Annotated in this window: 17 protein-coding genes and 1 pseudogene; 7 read left to right on the forward strand and 11 right to left on the reverse strand. The window is 57.2% G+C overall.

Going from position 1 to position 18794, the window contains the following annotated elements:
- Positions 1–19: 19 nt before the first annotated feature.
- Complete coding sequence (locus NQT62_RS00960; protein WP_256762665.1) at positions 20–1132, reverse strand: ferredoxin reductase; 1113 nt, start codon at positions 1130–1132, stop codon at positions 20–22.
- A 205-nt stretch (positions 1133–1337) separates the two neighbouring features.
- Positions 1338–1784, reverse strand: coding sequence for a hypothetical protein (locus NQT62_RS00965; RefSeq protein WP_256762666.1), 447 nt, complete (start codon positions 1782–1784; stop codon positions 1338–1340).
- 188 nt (positions 1785–1972) lie between these two features.
- Between NQT62_RS00965 and NQT62_RS00970 the strand changes: the two genes are divergently transcribed.
- Entirely contained in the window at positions 1973–3403 is a 1431-nt protein-coding gene (locus NQT62_RS00970; protein ID WP_256762667.1) for an FAD-binding domain-containing protein, read from the forward strand.
- On the opposite strand, the gene NQT62_RS00975 is transcribed toward NQT62_RS00970, so the two are convergent.
- From NQT62_RS00975 to NQT62_RS00985, 3 genes are all read right to left on the reverse strand, one after another.
- Positions 3387–4253: a DUF1330 domain-containing protein gene (locus NQT62_RS00975; RefSeq protein ID WP_256762669.1), complete on the reverse strand. Its 867-nt coding sequence runs from the start codon at positions 4251–4253 to the stop codon at positions 3387–3389. The genes NQT62_RS00970 and NQT62_RS00975 overlap by 17 nt on opposite strands.
- A 2-nt stretch (positions 4254–4255) precedes the next feature.
- On the reverse strand, positions 4256–6397 hold the full coding sequence (locus tag NQT62_RS00980; RefSeq protein WP_256762670.1) for a TIM-barrel domain-containing protein: 2142 nt from the start codon (positions 6395–6397) through the stop codon (positions 4256–4258).
- Between the two features lie 160 nt (positions 6398–6557).
- Complete coding sequence (locus tag NQT62_RS00985; protein WP_256762671.1) at positions 6558–7970, reverse strand: GDSL-type esterase/lipase family protein; 1413 nt, start codon at positions 7968–7970, stop codon at positions 6558–6560.
- 74 nt (positions 7971–8044) lie between these two features.
- On the opposite strand from NQT62_RS00985, the gene NQT62_RS00990 reads away from it, so the two are divergent.
- The 3 genes and pseudogenes from NQT62_RS00990 to NQT62_RS01000 form a co-directional block, all read left to right on the forward strand.
- Positions 8045–8743: a TetR/AcrR family transcriptional regulator gene (locus NQT62_RS00990; RefSeq protein ID WP_256762672.1), complete on the forward strand. Its 699-nt coding sequence runs from the start codon at positions 8045–8047 to the stop codon at positions 8741–8743.
- Positions 8744–8763: 20 nt separating this feature from the next.
- Positions 8764–9885, forward strand: a complete 1122-nt coding sequence (locus NQT62_RS00995; protein ID WP_256762673.1) for a putative solute-binding protein — start codon at positions 8764–8766, stop codon at positions 9883–9885.
- A gap of 103 nt (positions 9886–9988) precedes the next feature.
- Positions 9989–11167: pseudogene (locus NQT62_RS01000) on the forward strand (MFS transporter); the annotation flags it as partial.
- Here the strand turns inward: NQT62_RS01000 and NQT62_RS01005 are convergent.
- Positions 11145–11945 carry a cation efflux transmembrane domain-containing protein gene (locus NQT62_RS01005; RefSeq protein WP_306173503.1) on the reverse strand — a complete coding sequence of 267 codons (801 nt, stop codon included), beginning with the start codon at positions 11943–11945 and terminating at the stop codon, positions 11145–11147. The pseudogene NQT62_RS01000 and the gene NQT62_RS01005 sit on opposite strands and share 23 nt — an antisense overlap.
- A gap of 80 nt (positions 11946–12025) precedes the next feature.
- Between NQT62_RS01005 and NQT62_RS01010 the strand changes: the two genes are divergently transcribed.
- Positions 12026–12421: a Cd(II)/Pb(II)-responsive transcriptional regulator gene (locus NQT62_RS01010; protein WP_256762674.1), complete on the forward strand. Its 396-nt coding sequence runs from the start codon at positions 12026–12028 to the stop codon at positions 12419–12421.
- A gap of 24 nt (positions 12422–12445) precedes the next feature.
- Here the strand turns inward: NQT62_RS01010 and NQT62_RS01015 are convergent, their stop codons facing one another.
- Genes NQT62_RS01015 through NQT62_RS01025 form a run of 3 tightly spaced genes read right to left on the reverse strand, consistent with a single transcriptional unit; the run spans position 12446 to position 13937 of the window.
- Positions 12446–13105 (reverse strand): aquaporin, encoded by a 660-nt coding sequence (locus tag NQT62_RS01015; RefSeq protein ID WP_256762675.1) that lies wholly within the window; start codon positions 13103–13105, stop codon positions 12446–12448.
- Positions 13106–13109: 4 nt separating this feature from the next.
- Positions 13110–13604: an arsenate reductase ArsC gene (locus NQT62_RS01020; RefSeq protein ID WP_256762676.1), complete on the reverse strand. Its 495-nt coding sequence runs from the start codon at positions 13602–13604 to the stop codon at positions 13110–13112.
- A gap of 12 nt (positions 13605–13616) precedes the next feature.
- Positions 13617–13937: an ArsR/SmtB family transcription factor gene (locus tag NQT62_RS01025; RefSeq protein WP_256763508.1), complete on the reverse strand. Its 321-nt coding sequence runs from the start codon at positions 13935–13937 to the stop codon at positions 13617–13619.
- 192 nt (positions 13938–14129) lie between these two features.
- On the opposite strand from NQT62_RS01025, the gene NQT62_RS01030 reads away from it, so the two are divergent.
- Together NQT62_RS01030 and NQT62_RS01035 are read left to right on the forward strand one after the other, a co-directional pair.
- The gene (locus NQT62_RS01030) at positions 14130–15257 is read left to right on the forward strand and encodes a ferredoxin reductase (protein WP_256762677.1); all 1128 of its coding nucleotides are present in this window, start codon (positions 14130–14132) and stop codon (positions 15255–15257) included.
- A gap of 12 nt (positions 15258–15269) precedes the next feature.
- Positions 15270–16430: a fatty acid desaturase family protein gene (locus NQT62_RS01035; protein ID WP_256762678.1), complete on the forward strand. Its 1161-nt coding sequence runs from the start codon at positions 15270–15272 to the stop codon at positions 16428–16430.
- Here the strand turns inward: NQT62_RS01035 and NQT62_RS01040 are convergent.
- Entirely contained in the window at positions 16423–17115 is a 693-nt protein-coding gene (locus NQT62_RS01040) for a DUF305 domain-containing protein (RefSeq protein WP_256762679.1), read from the reverse strand. The genes NQT62_RS01035 and NQT62_RS01040 overlap by 8 nt on opposite strands.
- 5 nt (positions 17116–17120) lie before the next feature.
- On the reverse strand, positions 17121–18683 hold the full coding sequence (locus NQT62_RS01045; protein ID WP_256762680.1) for an LVIVD repeat-containing protein: 1563 nt from the start codon (positions 18681–18683) through the stop codon (positions 17121–17123).
- Positions 18684–18794 lie beyond the last annotated feature (111 nt).

Below are 18794 nucleotides of genomic sequence, written 5' to 3' on the forward strand. Positions count from 1 at the left end.
GTATTTTGAATGTTGGTTTTTACAGGTCCAGTGACACTGGGCCTTGGGCGGCGTTGATACACAGGCGCAAGGCTGTGTTGTTGGTGCCGCACACCGATTTGTTTTGCATGTTTTGCGTGGTGCCTGTCAGCTTTTCGCAGGAGCAGGTGTTGCAAATGCCCATGCCACAGCCGTGGGGTGGGTTGATGCCCTGCTCTTGCAAAGCCTTGAGCAAGGGTTTGTTGTTGCTCACTTCAACAATGCGATTGCTTTTGGTCAAGGTGACGGTGAAGGTTTTCACCTCCGCGTCGTCATCGATGGTGAGTGCCATCGGTGTGAACGATTCAGCGTGAAAGCTTTTGGGTGTATCGCCCAGAATGCCGCGCAGTGCATTCATGAAGCCATCAGGGCCGCAGGCATACACATCGGTGGTTTCCAGGTTGCCGGCAACGGCTGCGAATTGTTCGGCGCTGGGGCGGCCTGCCAAGTCACCTTCCGCCAGGTTGGCACCGCTTTCCAGCAAGCGCACATAGTTGAAGTGCGCATTGGTTTTTGCTGCCAAGGTGGCGTCAAACAACACATCGGCTGGGTTGCGGGCCCAGCTCATCAACGTAACATCGGCTGGCCAGCCTTGCGCTTCCAGCTCTTCAATCAGGCTGATCATGGGTGTAATGCCGCTACCGGCTGCCAACAGCAGCATGGTGGGACGTTGTTGGTTCAGTGTAGGCTGTGTGTGTGCAAGGGTCATGTCACCAAACACATCGCCCAGTTCAACCACGGTGCCCACGGCAAGCTGGTTCACTGCGTAGCGTGAAACCAAACCGGTTGGGGTTTGCTTGATGGTGAGGCGCACCAAACCGCTGTCGGTGGGCGCGCTGCTGAAGCTGTAAGAACGGGTGTGCACCACTTCATCAATGGTGACACTGAGGTTCACGTGTTGGCCAGCCTGGAAACCTTTGAACAAGGCATTGGGGCGCAACCACACGCTCACCGCATCGGCGGTTTCACGGTCAATGCGCACCACTTCAGCCAGGCAACGGTCTGTAGAATGGGTGCTGCCAGCTTGCTCAAGCCAGAAATTGACGAATTCCTGACCCAGAATTTTGGACAGTCCGCGAACAACTTTGCTGGACAATTGGCTGTTGGTTCTCATGGCGTTTTCCACATTAGTGAACAGATGTGCACCAATGTAACGAAAAACCCCTGTTTTCTGCAAGAAATTTTGCTGAAAAAACTAGAGCAAAGTGTCAGAAGAGTACAAATGTACACTTATTTTGTTTATAAATAATTGATTTTATTGATCTTATTTTGAAGCACCTAAATTAACGAATTTAGTGAACACTTTTGCAAAAAACGACTCACGGTGAGTGCGGCTCAATCTGTTTTGCTTCAAACAACACCCCATCCAACACAAACAAAAAACGGCCATCCTTAAGAAGAACCGGAGACACAAAGTCACCCCGCTGACACTTGAACTCGACCACCCTGGAACCTTTCAACCAATCTTGTTCTGGTTCGATTCGGTATTCATCAAAAAACGTTTGGGGTAGTGTCGGCGTCGAATGTGCAGTGGGTTCGTTGCAAACCATGTCTTCAAACGCCCATTCGTTGGGCTTGAACAAGAAAGTTTGACCCACATGGGCTTGCTCATCGTCGGGGCCCATTGCTGAAATGGGTGCAGAGTCCACAACCCGGACAACGGCCCAGTGACCTTCGAGCAAAGGTTTGGATTGCAAACACCCAGCTAGTGTGAAAATAACGTGTACAACTAGCGATGCACTGGAAAGATAGATCAACCGGTTCATGACTGTAGCCTCACTTCAACTGTATAGAAAACAGTAGGGTAAAGACCCACGTATAACATGAGCGAAATGATCACCCGATGTGTAACCTTCCGGGTTAATTGAGGGGTGAGGCTGAGCAATTGCTGCGCCAGAACATGAATTCTTTCCACGTCCATTAAAATATTCAACGCATCAACCCAAACTGCTCCATGCAACTCATCTGGCACAAACGCGACCTGCGCACCGTTGACCATGTTCCCCTTCAACGCGCACTTGAACAGTCGGGCGACAGTGAGTTGCTGCCCCTCTACATTCACGAACCGGGCTGGTTGGCGCAACCCTATGTGTCGGGCAGCCACCAGCAATTTGTGCATGAATCACTGGACGACCTTCGGTTGGCCTACCGGGCAGCCGGTGGGGACTTGGCCGAAACCACAGGCGATGCGGTGGCGATTTTTGCGCGGCTACATGCACAGGCGCCCATCACCGCGATTTGGGCTTATCAGGAAGTAACAACCCTGTGGGGCTATGAACGTGACCAAACCGTGCGCCGTTGGTGCAAGCAACAGGGCATTGCCCTGCACGAGCTGCCGCAGAATGGCGTGCATCGCGGGCGAGATGGGTATTTGAAGTACAACTTCAAGGCCTATTTGGACGACAGTGCCTATACACCGCTCACCTCCTTGAAAAAAATCCATGCCGCAAACCCAGCGATTCAACACAGGTGGGCTTTCACACCAGGCTCACCGCTTGAGCTTGGCAATCCCCCCCATCAGCGACCTGCACTGAAATCGCCCCCTGCGCCACAGGCCATGAAAGGCGGCATGCGGCAGGCCCATGCACTCATTGCCACATTTTTTCAGGAAAAAAACCTGTTCCGCTACCCGGGCTCGCTGTCCAACCCCAGCCTGGCTGAACACGGTTGCAGCCGCTTGAGCCCCTACCTGGCCTACGGTGTGGTGTCGGACCGTTTTGTGCTGCAGCGTTTAAACACCGTGTACGAGGCGGCGCTGCCTGGGCTAGACCGAATCAGCCAGGACAAAATCACGGGTTGTGCCAAGTTTTTTGCCGACCGCATGCATTGGCGGAGCATGTATGCGCAGGCCATGGAAGTACACCCGCACAGCGAGGTTCAATGTGACATCGCCGGTTTTAACGGATTGCGGGAACACAGCGAAACAACCGGTTGGTTTGAGGCTTGGGCAGGCGGGCAGACCGGTGTCCCCATGGTGGATGCAGCCATGCGACAACTCAACCACACCGGCTGGATACCCATGCGCATGCGCGGCATGGTGACCTCATTTGCCCTCAATGAACTGTGGTTGCCCTGGCAACAAGTGGCGCACCACCTGGCGTGTGCTTTTGTGGATTTCGAGCCTTTTATTCATTTTTCGCAGGTGCAAATTCATGCAGGTTCATCCCGCTTGTCAGGGCCATTGATCTACGACCCCGTGAAACAACAAGCGGAACAAGACGAGCAAGGGGACTACGTGCAGCGCTGGGTCCCGGAACACCTGTCGCCAACGTACCCTGCCCCACTGGTGAATATTCATGCCGCGCGGGAGCGTGCACGCAAGCGGGTGTTTGCCATTCGAAAAGGCCAGCCCGACCCCGGCAACAGCCTCACCCCGTTGGTGTAGTGGCCCACAGCGCTGTGCGCTCCAGCGCCGCTTGGCGATGCAAGGCTGCGGCCTGATAGCGCGGGTTGGACAACATGTTGAGGAAGGCGTATCGGCCTGGGTATTGCAACACGGCGATTTCATCCCACAGCCCAGGGGAGGGGTCACCCTCTGCGCCGATCAAGGTGAGTTTGTAACGCCCCATGGCCACCATGTTGCCACCCAAGCGGAAAATGCACTGGGCTGCCACCGCGCCATAGCGTTGGGCATAGGCTTGCTTGCCGCTCAAGGATTGATCTGCTGCCCCGTTGTAGTCCGGGTGCGCCCGAAACTTCAGCAGATTGACCATGTGAATGGGTGTGCGTTGCGGGCTGTGCCGATAGACTTCAAATTGAGACGGACTGGGGTTCACGCCACCGGCCATCATGTCCATCGGAATGGATTGACTGGCTTTGGGGGGCGGCAGGAAGCCCATCACCTTTTGAGTAAGCTGCATCGCATGGTGTGTGAAGCAGGCTGGCTGCAAGGCCACCAACGCATTCACCGCATCGGCTTGCTCCCCGAGTGCCTTCAGTGCCACACCTTGAACCAGCGTGTGCAATGCTGCTGCGCTGGGCAGTGACCACACAGCCACGGTGTGCCACCGTGCGTCGGATTCGCCAATGAACAGCTGATCACACTGCGCGTGGCTGAGCACTGCGCCGCCCAGTTGCCGAAGTGCTTGAACGGCGGATTGCAAACCAGCAGCGGGCGATTGGCCCTGTGGCCACCGCCAGTGCCAAAGCGCATACACACCCCGGTCTTTGGGTAGCAAGGCCAACATGGCCAGTTGCTGGGCACTGGGGGTTCGCCAATTCAACGAAGGATTCATGCTCAAAAGGGTTTGCTGCCACACCTGAAAAAATACGGCAACGAGTCGATGGGAGCTTTCACATTAACATCCCCAGGCCCCTGAAATTGCTGACCACTGTCCACATGCAACCAGCAGCCTTTGGGTAAATACACCGCCCGGCTGGTAGCACCTTGTGTGACCACCGGGGCCACCAAGACGTCGGGGCCCAACATCCACTCCTGGTCGGCATTGCGGGCTTTGTCATCGTCTGGAAAATGGAACCACAAGCCGCGGGTGGGCGGTATGCCCGTGGTTTGCGCTTCCTGCCACAGGCGCATGATCAGTGGGGATGCTGCGGCATGGAGCTTGGCCGCCTTGGTCCAGTGTGCAAGGGTTGTGTCGCCATAAAACCAGGGCATCCGCACACCGTTGCTGGAAGAATTGTGAACCCGGAACACCGGTGAAAGCGCCGCCCAGAATGACCAGCGCGTAAAGAGTTCTGCATCGGGTGCGCCAGTGTGGTAGTCAAAGTACCCACCGATGTCGGTGTTGAATCCATAGGAACCTGTGGCGCTGCGGCTGAGCATGTCGGTGGTGAGCGAGGCCAAGCCTGACGCGCGCGACCAGTCGCTGGTTTCGTCACCTGGGAAGTTGGCCGATTCAAATGCTGAGCTGCCTTGCCGGCCCGAGTATCCCGCCCGGGTCCAGAAGAAAATCCGCCGGCCGGTTTTGGCTTCGATGTCGTCCACCACCTTGCGGGTGGTTTGGTGAAACAGGGTGGGATACTGGTTGTGCATGGTTTCACCGGTGCTGCCATCGTGGAATTGCATGTCCAGGGCGATGTGTTCGCCGAAGTCTTGCATAAAGCCATCGGCCCCCAGGTCCACCAGCATTTCCCGAATGCGGCCATTCCACCAGGTGACGGCCTCCGGGTTGGTAAAGTCGACGGCTGCGCCCACACCACCAAAGGGCGTACCAAACAGATACGGCAGGCCTGTGGTGTCTTTCACCACATAGCCTTGGCTCAAGGCCTCGGTGAAGGTCTCCGGTCGCTCGGTGTTGGCAGGGTCTAGTCCCACATAATTTCGAATGTACAAATAGGCGCGAATGCCCCGGTTGTGAAGTTCGCCGATGATGGCGCGGCTGACATCCCGCGAGAGAATTTCCCAGCCTTCAAAGGCATACCCTTTAATCGGCAGTTTGTCTTTGTCGATGCGGGCAATGTCGTCCATCACTTTGGCTTCGTAGCTGGCAGCGTCGTCTGCCTGCGCAGACAGCACCCGCACAGCGCGGGACAGCGTGGGCCCCAGGTCGGCTGGGTCGGGCACCCGGTGCCGGCCTTGTACGGCAGACAGGCGCTGAAGGCTTTGCGCCACGTCACCAGGCAATACCAGGTAGCTCAATTCCGCCCCGCTGACATTGACCTGCCAAGCCTTGGGATTGGCAGCGCCGAGGTTGTAGCGGGAAGGCCGGGTGCTGTCCAGGAAAAAGCCATATCCGCCTGTGGAGGCAAAGGCCGTGGAAATGTAGTAGGCCGAATCTTCCCCAGACGGGAACATGAAACGATCCCCTCGACCCGACAAAGGCCCTGCCACAGGGCTGGCAGGCCCAGCACCCACATTCTGGGCCTGAATGAAATTGCTCAGCGATTTTCCCCGCTGGTTGACCGCATTGTGGCGCCCACCAAATCCGTGGAAGGATTCGGTGTCCTGCATCTCGAAACTGTCGGCCATGAAGGCCACACCCTGCGCTGGCATGGCTTGTACCTTGACCGAAAAACCACCCACAGGGTCTGGAAGAATGACGGCCTGCAGGGTACGCCCGCTGGGGTCGTTGGTGGCGATGGTGAGTTCAATCCCCGCCCCTGCCGCTTTGACAGCAGTGACTTCTGTGCCATGGTACTGAATACCCAAGGACGCACTGGTGAGGGTATTGCCCACCCAGGGTGTTGCCCGAATTTGGGGCGACGCTTGGCCACCCACCAGAAAACTGAAGGGCGCATGCAGCAAAACATCGGGCACATAGTCGCTACCCAAGGGTTCATCCAACACCACGCCCGGTTGCAGGGCGCCCCCTGTATCGCTGTTTTGTGCCAGCACCAATTCATCCCGCGCATTGTAAAAACGAATGCGCAAGGGTTTTTTGTCGATTTGAACCCGTCCATCGGTAGAGCGTAGGCTCACGGTTTGGGCCTGTTGATTGAACTCGGATGGATTTGTGGCCTGGGCCGCTGTACGGGTTTGGTTTTCGGATTGGCCGCCCAGATTACAGGAAGCCAGGAGCAGGATTCCGCTGCACGACCAAACACATCGAACCAACTGGGTATTCAACATCACCGCGTACTCAATCCATGGTTTGAAACAAGCGAAGGTCCACACATTGCGCCATGGCGGCATATCCGGCCGGCGTTGGGTGCAGATTGTCGCCACTGTTGTACTGCGGTGCCAGGTAACCCGGGCGTTTGGGGTCTTCCAGGCATGTTGCAAAATCCACCACACCATCGCTCAAGGTTTGCTGGCGTATCCAGGCATTCACTTCATCACGGCCCCGGCGTGCCTGTTCAGTGCCATGCATGACCCTCAATGGCACCAGCAGCCCCTCCGTGACAGCGCCCTCGGCAGGCGGTATGGTTCCCAACACAATGTTCAAGCCGGCCCGGTGTGCCCGGGCAATCAACTCTTTGTACCCGGCAATCAACGCTTCGGATGTGGGGGGTAGCCCAGCCTTCGGGTTTCCAAAATCATTGGTGCCGATCATGAGCAGCACATGGGTAACGCCAGCGGTTTGCAACACATCCGCATCAAACCGGTCCAACAGGGCTTTGCCAAACTGCGGCAGCCAGCCATCCTTCAACAATTCGTTGCCACCGATGCCTGCGTTGGCCACGGTCAGCGGCAAGCCTGCAGTCAACAGCCTGCGCTGCAGGTGGTCTGGGTAGCGTTGGTCGGTCGATGTCATGGGTGATGGCTGGCCATCTTTAAAACCGGTGGTGGAGTCGGACCCATCGGTGATGGAGTCGCCCACGGCGACCAAGGTGCTCACCGATTTTGAGGCGGCCGTTTCCAGCGCTTCGATCACCAAAAAATTACTGGCATAACCATCGGGTGTGGCCTGGTAAGCACCGCCTGCGGCCTCGGCTGCATGGTCGCCCGGCATGCTGACATACACCAGTTCATTGGCGTTGAGGTGGCGAGTCAATTGGGGTGTGGCTTCCGGGGCGTAAAAACTGACCCCCACCCGTTCGAAGGCACGCAAGGGGTATTGCACCCAATCGCTGAGCACGGTTTGCCCGGCTTGCAAGGTGACTCGGGGCTGCCCATTGAAGGTCAACAGGCATTCAGTGCCAGCAACCATGTCTGGCAGGCCGGGCGACTTTTCCTTCGCAATGTGAAGGTTCTCAAGGGTGACCGGTGCCGTGGAATACCGATTGCTCAAGCGCAGGCGCACCCAATCGCCTCCCCAATGCGGTGCCAAGGCGTGGCGCACCGACAACCCGGAGATGGGGTGCGTGATGAGTGCATCACTGGGGGCTGCTTTCCACGCGGTCACGGGGTAAAGCCCAGCGGGTGCTGAGTCTGAACGCGGACACGCCGGGGTGTTGCCTTGGCTTGCTGATGTGCGTTGTGCTGGGGCAACGGCCCCATCCGACGATGGGCCACACGCAGTGACCATCAGCAACCATGGCAGGCAAAGCCACATCGACCACCAATGAGCCATGCGGACAAGTTGACGCGGGTTTTGCAGTTCGGAACGCATGGTTTATTTATGTGACACGTATTGGTGTCAGAATATATGTGATACGGTACAGTGTCAAATACAAACTGTTGCCCATGACCCAACCCACCGCCTCCCCACCCCAACGCGCTTATGCTGGCAAGTCGGCCCAGGAACGCCAGAAGGCGCGACGGCAACAGTTGATTGCCGCTGCCATTGAATTGATCGGTCAACACGGGTTTGCAGCGGTGTCGATCGATTCAGTGTGTGCTCAGGCGGGGCTGACCAAACGCTACTTTTACGAGGCGTTTGAATCGCGGGAGGCGCTGCTGGTGGCCAGCTATGACATGGTTAGCCGGCAATACATTGCCCATATTCTCGAGGGAACAGCCCCTCACCTCACCGACGCACGCCAATTGGTCAAGGCGGGCTTGATGGCCACCTTTGGATTTGTGAAAGCGAACCCCGCCAAGGCACGACTGATGATGATTGAGGCCCAGTCCGTGCGAAGCCTCATCGGGCAACTGTATGGCAATCGCTATGATGAATTTGTGAATTTGCTGTTGGACTTCACCCGCCCATTCCTGCAAAAACCCGCCCCGCCCGATCCAGTATTCCGAGTGCTGGCCAAGGGCATGGTGGGGTCCATCATCCACCTGTGTCAGGGCTGGATTGCCACCGATTTCAAACAACCCATGAACGAGTTGGTGGACGGCATGGAGCGGATCATGGGCGGCATTGGCCATGAACTGGGCGTGAAGGGGTGGAGTACACTGAAAACAGACACATCAAAAACCAGCCAACCATTGCGCTGAGAGACGGAGACACACACCCCATGAACCGATTGATTCACCGCGCGGTATTCGCAGCGCTATGCCTGTGTGCACTGGCCACCGGCGGCACACCGAGCCATGCGCAGGATATTCCCAAAATGCCGCCCGGCATGATCGGCAGTGTTTCAGACCAGTTGATGAAGGAAATGAAACCGCTGGCCAAACCCTTGTATGTGAAGATTTGCATCTTCGACATTCTGGGAAAATCGGGCCCGGTGTACAGCATTGCGCAAGACGTGGCCATTGAAGCCCGCAAGTGGAATCTGTTCGTCGAACTCATTCCGTTCACCAATGAGAGTGTGGCAGCAGAATCGTTCCGCACGGGCCAATGCGAAGCGGTGGGGCTGACCACCTTGCGGGCACGCATGTTCAACAATTTCATGGGCAGCTTCGATGCCGTGGGTGCTCTGCCCAGTTACGAACACGTGAAGGTGGCCCTGCAACTGATGATGGGCAGCGACAAAACTTATCCGCTGTCCATTAGCGGGAAATACCAAGTGGTGGGCATGGCCCCGCTGGGCGCTGCCTATGTGATGGTGAATGATCGCGCCATCAATTCAATTGAAAAAGCGGCGGGCAAAAAAGTGGCGGTGATGGACTGGGACCGCAGCCAAGCCAAAATGATTCAGCAATTGGGTGCGCAGCCCGTGCCCAGTGACATCACCAACTTTGCACAAAAATTCAACAATGGTGTGGTGGACATTGTGGCGGCACCCGCATTGGCCTTTGCGCCCCTGGAGCTGTACCGCGGGCTTGGAACGAAAGGCGGCATTTACAAAATGCCGCTGATCAACGTAACGGGCTCTGCGGTCATCAACCGCACACGCCTTGAAAAGGAGGTGCCCGACCTGGATGACCGCTTGATGAAAATGCGCAAGTTTGGGTTGAGTTATGTGGACCAAGCGATTGCCACCATTCGAAACATCGAGAAGCAGGTGCCGACCAAATACTGGATGGATGTGGCGCCCGCCGACCAGGAGAAATACAACATCATGATGCAACAGGCCCGACTTCAATTGACGAAAGATGGCGTGTACGACCCCAAGATGATGACCATGCTCAAACGGGTGCGTTGCCACTTGAACCCCAAAGCGGCCGAATGCTCGACGAAGGATGAGGAATAATAACGGCCACACACCTCGGTTCAGCTTTCACACCATGCCCCTGCTTCAAGCCCCCTACACCTACGATGAACTGCTGAACCGTTTTGGTGAGCGCTACAAATGGATGGCACTCTTCATTTTGGGCTTTGGCACGGTGGCTGGGGTGTTGTGCACATCCAGCTTTAATGTGGCAGTGCCTGCCCTGAGTGCGCATTTTCAGTTGGGACAAAGCCAAATTCAATGGGCCATGACCGGTTTTCTGGCCGCCATGACCGTGGGCATGTTGCCCACCAGTTGGCTGCTGGACCGCTTGGGTTTTCGCGTGGTGTTTTTGGGCGCCCTGCTGGTGCTGACTGCGGCCAGCTTTACTGGCTTTTTTGCATCCAGTTTTACCGTGGTGGTACTGGCCCGGGTGTTTCAAGGCCTGGCCACGGGCGTGCTGCAGCCCATGGGCACCATGGCGCTGATGCGCCTTATTCCAGCAGAAATGCAAGGCCGTGCCTCGGGTATTCTCACCTTCAGCATTGCACTCACACCCGCCATTGCGCCGTCCTTTGGCGGCCTGCTACTGGATCACTTTGGTTGGCCCTCGATTTTTTTGCTGGGCCTGCCCTTCGCGTTGGCTTCCGGATTGGCCGCAATCTTTTTGCTGCCAGCACCACGCGAGATCAAGCACAACGCATTTGACTGGACCGGGCTATGCTGGCTGACCGTGGCCACACTGGCCTTGGTGGAAAGCGTTTCAAGCCTGCAACACAGTGGGTTGTTGTCATGTCGGTTTGCCGCACCGGTGATGGTGGCACTGGGTGCAGCAGCGCTGTATCGCCGCCATGCCCTGCGCAACTCGGCGCCCATCATTTCCCTGGGCCTATTTGGTGAACGCACCTTTTCCATGGGCACGGTGGTGTCGTTTTCCTATGGGTTTGGGTTGTATGCATCAACCTATCTTATTCCGGTGTTTTTGCAGCACGCGCTGGGCTACAGCGCCAGCGACGCCGGTATTGCCCTGGTGCCGTCTGGCATTGCCTTGGTGTTGATGCTGCCCTTGGCAGGCCGAATGGCTGATCACTACCCGCCCAAGTGGATCACGGTGCTGGGCCTGGCCGTGTTTGGCAGTTCATTCGCGATGTTTGCGCTGCAAGCCACACACATGCCCTACGGCCAGATTATTGCGGCCACCGTGATTGGCCGCATTGGTTTGGGGATGATTTTGCCGGCGCTGAGCCTGGCCACCTTGCGGCATCTGGACAGCGCCCAGCTGGGGCAATCGTCTGTGGTGTTCAGCTATGCCCGCCAGCTGGGTGGTGTGATGGGTGTGGCTGTGGTGGCTGTGCTGGTGGATTGGCGTGAGTCGCTGTATGCAGCCCACCACCAGGGTGTGGCGATGGCGTATGCACAGGGCTTTTTGTTTTTGGCCGTGGTGTTTGGCCTGTCGTGCTTTGCAGCGCTGCAGATGCAAGCTCACCGAGTGCGCGCTTCACAATAGTGCGGGCCGCACTCAAGCCCAGCAGCGCCATCAACACGGCCACCGCCCAATCGGGCCAGGATTGCCCTGTGAACTGCACGGCCACCGCGGCCAGAAACACAGCGATGTTGCCAATGGCGTCGTTGCGGCTGCACAGCCACACCGAGTGCATGTTGGCATCGCCATCGCGCCAGCGGTAAAGCAGCAAGGCCACCAACACATTCGCGAACAATGCTGCCACCGACACCACACCCATGGTCCACGGCTGTGGCAACTGCCCAGTGAGTGCGTTGTAAGCCGTCACACCCAACACGCCCACACCGAATGCACCCAAGGTGAGGCCTTTCACCAAGGCCGCCCTGGCCCGCACTTGCAGAGCCATCCCGAGTACAAACAGCGACACCGCATAGTTGGCGGCATCGCCCAGAAAGTCCAGTGAATCGGCCAATAGGGAAGCCGAGTCTGCCTTCAAACCAGACGCGATTTCAAACACAAACATGCCCGCGTTGACGCTCAAAGCAACCCACAAAACACGACGATAGGCCGGGGAACGGCTGGCCGGATGGGTATTGTGGTGGTCGTGGTCATCGTCGTGACAATGCGTACAGCCGGGCATTTGCTTCTCCAAGGTGGATCGGGTTAAGCTGCATTTAAAACCCTGAAGCCACTTCAGGGTCAAGCCCTGTGGAGCCCTGCATGAAAATTGGAGAACTGGCCGAGCGCGTGGGTGTGTCGGTAGAGACCATTCGCTTTTACGAAAAAGAAAACCTGCTGTGCCAGCCCGAACGGACAACGGCCAATTACCGCAGCTATGGGGAACACCACTTGGAAGACTTGGCCTTTGTGGTGTTTTGCCGAAACATGGACATGCCGCTGGACGATATTCGCAAACTGCTGGTGCTCAAGCATTCGCCGCAGGCCTCGTGCGAGCCCATCAACGACGCCATCGATCAACAACTGGCGGTGGTGGAGCAACGGCTAACCCAGCTTCACGCATTGAAAGCAGAACTCCAACGCCTGCGGGCCAAATGCACTGGCAGCCACACGGTGGGCGAGTGTGAAATTGTGAGGACAGCTCTATGCGGTCACTGAGTGAATTCACGGCATTCTAGAAGCTCATGCAGTGAGCCTGCGGTTAAACACCACAGCCACCGCCACAGCCAACAAGCCCCCCAATGCTTCGGCCACCACAAAAGCGGGTGCACTGCCTGGCGCAATGCCTGCAAAGCTGTCCGAAAACATTCGCCCGAATACAGCCGCCGGGTTGGCAAACGAGGTGGAGGACGTAAACCAGTAAGCTGCGCCAATATAAGCGGCCACCAAAGCGGACATGCGATCGGCTTGGCCCAGCACAATGACCAACAACAAGCCAGCAGTGGCCACCACTTCACCCAGCCAAACACCTGCGCCTGTGCGCACATGCTGGGCTGTGTGAAACAGTGGCCAATCGAACATGGCATTGGCCAGCACAGCGCCCAGCCAAGCCCCCAGCAACTGGGCCGCCATGTAAGGCAGCAGCTCACGCGCGGGTTGGCGGCGCAGCAGCACTTGCACCCCGGTGACCACCGGGTTGAAGTGGGCACCGCCCACCGAGCCAAACAATTCGATGAGTACAAACAGGCCAAACACTGTGGCCAGGGTATTGGCCAGAAGGGCAATGGCGTCGTTGCCCTGCGACAGGTTGACCCCCATGATGCCCGAGCCAATCACCGTGCACAGCAGGAGCAAAGTGCCCAGGCATTCCGAAACCAGTCGAACCGGCAAAGTGTGTTGCATGGCTTTAGCTTCGTGAAATCACTGACAACGCCGCTTGTAGTTCGGCAGGCTTTAAGGTATCCAGCGGCAAAGCCAGCAACTGCAACAGCTTGTAACCAAGGGCCTGCCGCGTGATGTCAAATGCGGTGCGCTTGGCTTCATCACCACCTTGGGCATTGGACGGGTCCGGAAAGCCCCAGTGCACTTTCACCGGTGCACCGGGCCAGTAGGGGCAGGTTTCGGCGGCTGCGCTGTCGCACACGGTGATCACGATGTTCATCTGGGGTGCAGCGGGTTGAGCAAATTCATCCCAGCTTTTGCTGCGCACGCCCTCGGTTGAAATGCCCGCCGCGTTCAACACCTGCAGGGCAAACGGATTGACCTGCCCTTTGGGTGAACTGCCGGCACTGTGGGCACGCACATCTTTGCCCAAAGACTGGGCGAGGTGATTCAGCATGGCTTCGCCCAGCACACTGCGGGCGGAATTGTGGGTACACAAAATAAGAACGTGGGTGGTCATGGTGGCCCTGGATTAACAACAGGTTGGAGAGGTTGCTGTTTCACACCCCTGCCCTGCACAACAGTTGTCCGTTAAAAATGTCAGCAAGGCATTCATGTGCGCAAAGCTGGCGGTGTAAAACAGGTTGCGGCTTTCGCGGCGCGCAACAATCAGCCCCGCATGGCTCAATTCCTTCAAATGAAAGGACAACGTGGCGGCAGGAATGCCCGCCTGCTCGGCCAACACACCGGGATTGAGGCCCTGCGGCCCGGCCACCACCAGCGCCCGGAAGATGTTCAGGCGGGTTTCGTGGGCCAAGGCAGCCAAGCTTTGAACAGCGTCTTTGTTTTCCATATTTCGAATATTTTGGAAATGTGAGCAAATAATGCCATTCAATGCCTGTGCTTGCAAGGGCTGTATGGCCCACGACGCAGAAATCCATTGTTCTGTTACGCCCTCCTGTGCCATGATCGGACACAAAGAGGGCAACCAAACCCAGCCCCGAATACAGGCTACGAACATCGGCCAATAATCCAGGAGGAAGACATGGATGTGAGCACCGCTCCCCGCGGCAATGCTGTATTTCGTCTTGTTAAAACAGTGAGCGATGCATTCGCGTTTCCACTGAAAGCATCCCACTACATTGAACTGGTTAACCCCTTGTGGGCCGACCACACCTTGCAAGCCCGCATTGAAAAAGTGTGGGATGAAACATCCACGGCCCGAACACTGACCTTGCGCCCAGGCGGCAACTGGCGAAGCTTCAAACCGGGGCAACACCTGCGGGTGGGCATTCCAATCGGAGGGCGGCACTTTACCCGCACCTACTCCATCAGCTCGGCCACCGAGCCCATGGACGGCTGCTTCACCATCACGGTGAAAGCCATTCCGAATGGTTTTGTGTCCAACCACATTGTGCGTCAGCTCAAGGTGGGCGACTACATTCCCATCGGTATTCCGCAAGGGGACTTTTATTTGCCCGACGCCCAGCCGGTGCGCCCACTGTTCATTACCGCGGGCAGCGGCATTACCCCCATCATGAGCATGCTGAGCACACTGGACAAAGAGGAGCGCTTCCCCGATGCATGCCACATTCACTATGCACCCCATGCGCAGGATGTGATTTTTTCCAAAGCACTGACCGCCCTGGAAAACAAATACAACCGCTACCACTTAAGCCGGGTGTTTACGCGGGAAGTGGGTGCCGACCTGAATGCACCAGTGTCTACCCACCACCACTTCAGCGAGGCTCAATTGATGAGCCTGTGCCCAGACTGGCGCGAGCGCGATGTGTATGCCTGCGGCCCACAATCCCTGCTGGATGCACTCGAAGCCTTTTGGGATCAACAAGGCTTGAGGCGCCAACTGCACACAGAGCGCTTCCGGGCAACCCTCGCCACCAGCAGCCAGCCGGGCCAGGCTGGGCGCGTGAGCTTTTCCAAAAGCGGCACGGTGGTGGATTCGGATGGCACCACCAACCTGCTGCGCATTGCAGAAGACAACGGACTGAACCCCGAGCACGGCTGCCGCATGGGCATTTGCCATGGCTGCGATGCCAAGCTGGTGGAAGGCTGTGTGCGCGACCTGCGCACCAACGCCCTGCTGAGCGAGGCCGGACAAGTGATTCAGATTTGCGTGTGTGCCTCGGTGGGCGACGCAACCATTGATGTGTAAGGGGAGAAAACCATGGGTATGCCAACACATTTGAGTGCGGCCGACATTGAAGAGTTTGGCCGCGAAATGGACGCCATCCGCAATGAGGTGGTGGATTCACTGGGTGAGCGGGATCGCCATTACATCCTGACCCTGATTCGGGTGCAGCGTTCCATGGCCCTGGCCGGGCGCATCATTTTGTTTCTCAGTCTGATTATTTTGCCGGGCAACGGGCTGGGCTTTGACAGTTGGGCAGCCTTCCTCACCATCGCTGGCGTGGGTGCCACCATGCTGGGGCTCGCCAAAATCATCGAGAACATGGAAATTGGCCACAATGTGATGCATGCCCAATGGGATTGGATGCGCGACCCGGCGATTCAATCCAACACTTGGGAATGGGACAATGTGTGCCCCTCCGACCAATGGAAGCACAGTCACAATGTGGTGCACCACACCTGGACCAATGTGTTCGAGAAAGACCCCGACATTGGCTACGGGGTACTTCGGGTATCCGAACAACAGCGCTGGAAACCCCAGTTTTTGCTCAACCCCATCATCAACTTCATTCTGATGATGCTGTTCCAGTGGGGTGTGGCCGTACACGACATGGAACTGGACAAGGTGATTGAGGGCAAGAAAAAGCTGTCCGAGATTGGACCCATGGGCCAACGCATTTGGTGGAAAGTGAAGCGCCAATTGCTGAAGGACTATGTGCTGTGGCCACTGCTGGGTGCCGCATTCACAGTGCCCGTGACCGTGGTGATGAACCTGCCCATGTTGAGCAATGCGTGGCATGCGTTTGTGGTGGTGGCACTGGGTAACCTGGTGGCCAACGGCATGCGCAACATTTGGTCCAATGTCATTATTTTTTGTGGCCACTTTCCGGAAGGGGTACACCATTTCACCAAGGAAGAGGTGGAAGGTGAAACCCGCGCGCGTTGGTACCTGCGCCAGTTGCTGGGCAGTGCGAATATCGGCGGCGGGAAAATTTTTCATATTTTGTCGGGTAACCTGAGCCACCAGATTGAGCACCACCTGTTTCCGGATGTGCCCAGCAACCGCTACCCGGAAATGTCCCAACGGGTGCGGGCGCTGGCCGACCGCTATGGGCTGCCCTACAACACGGGCAGCCTCACGCGGCAGTTTGGCACCACCACCTGGAAAATCTGGAAGTTTTCCTTGCCGGTTAGCTGAGGCGTTTCAGCAGCGCCTTCATGATCAACACCTCGCGGGCCTGTTGAACCAGAACCTCATTGGCCAATTGGCGAATGTAGGGGGTTAAGGCCCGCCGGGATGGCAAGGTGCTCATGGCCATGGCGGCCTCGTGGTGGGCAATCATCCAGGTAAGAAAGCGCCGCTGCCGGTCTGTCATGGGGAGATTGGCATCGCCCAGCTGTTGCAGTTCTTCCGGCATTCTCAAGCCAGCCATGCCCAAGGGGCTTTGCTTGCATCGCTCCAGGAACAATTTCTCATCCACATTCAGTTCAGCATCTGCGGATTTCATCCACGCCATCAGATCGCCATTCAACGGCAACACGGGCGCTTCGCGACCCAATAACCAGCCTTTGAGCTGCTCAACCTCTGCTGACTGCACCTGCACAATGCGGCGGGCCAATTGGACCACATTGGGATCGGGTTGGGAAACAGCAGGGCTGACCATGTAGGACGCCATCATCAAGGCTTGCTGATGGTGCACCAGCATGGCTTGCGCATAGCCCAGGTCTATGTCAGGGGGCTCTTCCCCGGGCTCATGTTCTGAGCCCAGGTTCTCGACCAGTGGTGGCTGCTGCATCACATAGCCCACCATTGCACCACCCAACATCATGCCCAGTAGCAACCAACCCAACGCAGCCCATGGGCTGGTGGCAGCAAACCTCACAGGGCTCACCGGGGGACAACGGCCGGGTCATATCGCACCACCTGAAAGCCGGCACACTGGGACGTGAACCAGATTTCATTCTTCTCCAGCACAAAACGGGGTTGTGAGGAGGTCCAATCAGCACCGAAACAATTGCCGCTGACATTGAATGTAGAACCACCTTTTTGGCCCGGTTTCATGGCCGGGTTGAAATAGGCAATTTCCCGCACGTGGGACGGGTTGGTGATGTCGAACAGGCGCAGGCCCGAGTTGAAATAGCCACACGCCAACATCTTGGCGTCGGCCGGGTTGTCCACCTGGCAGTAGTGACTGTCGTAACCAAACAAGGCCAGGCCCACCGTGTCCATGGAGGCTGTCTGGCAATTCTCGGGTTGGTTGATGTCCAAGGTGAGTTTGGACAGCAGCACGGGCTTGCTGGGGTTGGACACATCAAAAATTCTGGGGATACCAAACGCCAACCGACCGGAACCACAGGTCACCACCCGGTTGGCCACGCTGGATGTACCGTCTGAGCCCAATTCATCGACCGCAATCAGGTAATCCTGCCCTTTGATCTTGACCGGAATGGTGTGTTGGGCGGTGCTGCCGTCATTCCAGTAAGTGGCACTGATGAGTTTGGGCGTGGGGTCCGCTGCGCGATTGTGGATTGGGGAAAAATCGTAAATGGCAAAACCATTCGTGTTGTTGCCCTCGTTGCGGCCAGACCCTGACAAGGTGACATAACCCCGGGTTCCATCCGGACTGACCGACAACCCGTGTACACCCACCGGTGGCGAAAACTTGGTGATGAACTTGGGTGCAGCCGGATTGGATACATCAATGGCGTAATACTGGCCTTGCGTGAGGTCACCGCCATAGTAGGTAAGACCATCGGGCGCCCACTCGCCCTCATGACCAATCACGGTGGTGTCTGACAATTTCCCCGAGTAGAGCAAACGCGGCTTGGTGCAATCGCCCTTGATGTCATACACATCAAACTCGGGGCCACCATTGTTGGAGCTGGTGCCATTCACCGCGGCCAGCAAACCGCGTGCCGTGTTTACTTTCAGAGACTCCCAGGGGTCTAACATGGACACTGAGGTGAGCCGCCCCGCATCGCGCGGCTTGGATGAATCGCTGACATCGATCACCACAGCGCCGGGTTTCATCAAGGTGGGGCGCTTGGGTTCTTTGGGTGCGACTGCAATCAACGCATAGGCTTGGCCATAGTAGGAACAGTCCTTGTAAGAGGTGTGCTGCCAACTGGCCCCCTCGCCTTCGTACTGGCCCACCAGGTCCATGTTGCAGTGGTAGCCGGTGAAACCCGCCAACCGGTCAGCCAAAGCCACCTGGCCTTGCAGGCCTTTTTCAGGTGCGTCGCTGGTGCGACAGGTTGCGCGGGGAATGGCGGTTTGAACCACGGTCCCGCCAGGCGACTCTGATGGGCGAACCACAGACCCCGCCGAACCGCCAGCCGAACTGTTGCTGCCCAAACACCCGGTTAACAGCAACACCCAGCAAGCGCTGCCTGCCAACCACAACCCATGCGCGTGCGCACCCCTGCCCTGCCCGTGTGAAATACCGGCCATGTCTGTCCCCTCTGCCCTGATTTGGTTTTTGTTGTTGTGCTACCTGTGATACTTAGCTTGGGCGAGATTTCTGACGAATCGCTGAATGGGTGTGTCAGGTTTTGGACATAA

The organism is Limnobacter humi (genome assembly GCF_024518835.1).
GTDB lineage: Bacteria > Pseudomonadota > Gammaproteobacteria > Burkholderiales > Burkholderiaceae_B > Limnobacter > Limnobacter humi.

Coding starts and splice junctions, on each gene's coding strand:
- NQT62_RS00995 (WP_256762673.1), top strand. CDS start 8,764: ATGAACCGATTGATTCACCGCGCGGTATTCGCAGCGCTATGCCTGTGT.
- NQT62_RS00970 (WP_256762667.1), top strand. CDS start 1,973: ATGCAACTCATCTGGCACAAACGCGACCTGCGCACCGTTGACCATGTT.
- NQT62_RS01010 (WP_256762674.1), top strand. CDS start 12,026: ATGAAAATTGGAGAACTGGCCGAGCGCGTGGGTGTGTCGGTAGAGACC.
- NQT62_RS00990 (WP_256762672.1), top strand. CDS start 8,045: ATGACCCAACCCACCGCCTCCCCACCCCAACGCGCTTATGCTGGCAAG.
- NQT62_RS00960 (WP_256762665.1), bottom strand. CDS start 1,132: ATGAGAACCAACAGCCAATTGTCCAGCAAAGTTGTTCGCGGACTGTCC.
- NQT62_RS01035 (WP_256762678.1), top strand. CDS start 15,270: ATGGGTATGCCAACACATTTGAGTGCGGCCGACATTGAAGAGTTTGGC.
- NQT62_RS01015 (WP_256762675.1), bottom strand. CDS start 13,105: ATGCAACACACTTTGCCGGTTCGACTGGTTTCGGAATGCCTGGGCACT.
- NQT62_RS01030 (WP_256762677.1), top strand. CDS start 14,130: ATGGATGTGAGCACCGCTCCCCGCGGCAATGCTGTATTTCGTCTTGTT.
- NQT62_RS00965 (WP_256762666.1), bottom strand. CDS start 1,784: ATGAACCGGTTGATCTATCTTTCCAGTGCATCGCTAGTTGTACACGTT.
- NQT62_RS01005 (WP_306173503.1), bottom strand. CDS start 11,945: ATGCCCGGCTGTACGCATTGTCACGACGATGACCACGACCACCACAAT.
- NQT62_RS00985 (WP_256762671.1), bottom strand. CDS start 7,970: ATGCGTTCCGAACTGCAAAACCCGCGTCAACTTGTCCGCATGGCTCAT.
- NQT62_RS01020 (WP_256762676.1), bottom strand. CDS start 13,604: ATGACCACCCACGTTCTTATTTTGTGTACCCACAATTCCGCCCGCAGT.
- NQT62_RS01025 (WP_256763508.1), bottom strand. CDS start 13,937: ATGGAAAACAAAGACGCTGTTCAAAGCTTGGCTGCCTTGGCCCACGAA.
- NQT62_RS01045 (WP_256762680.1), bottom strand. CDS start 18,683: ATGGCCGGTATTTCACACGGGCAGGGCAGGGGTGCGCACGCGCATGGG.
- NQT62_RS00975 (WP_256762669.1), bottom strand. CDS start 4,253: ATGAATCCTTCGTTGAATTGGCGAACCCCCAGTGCCCAGCAACTGGCC.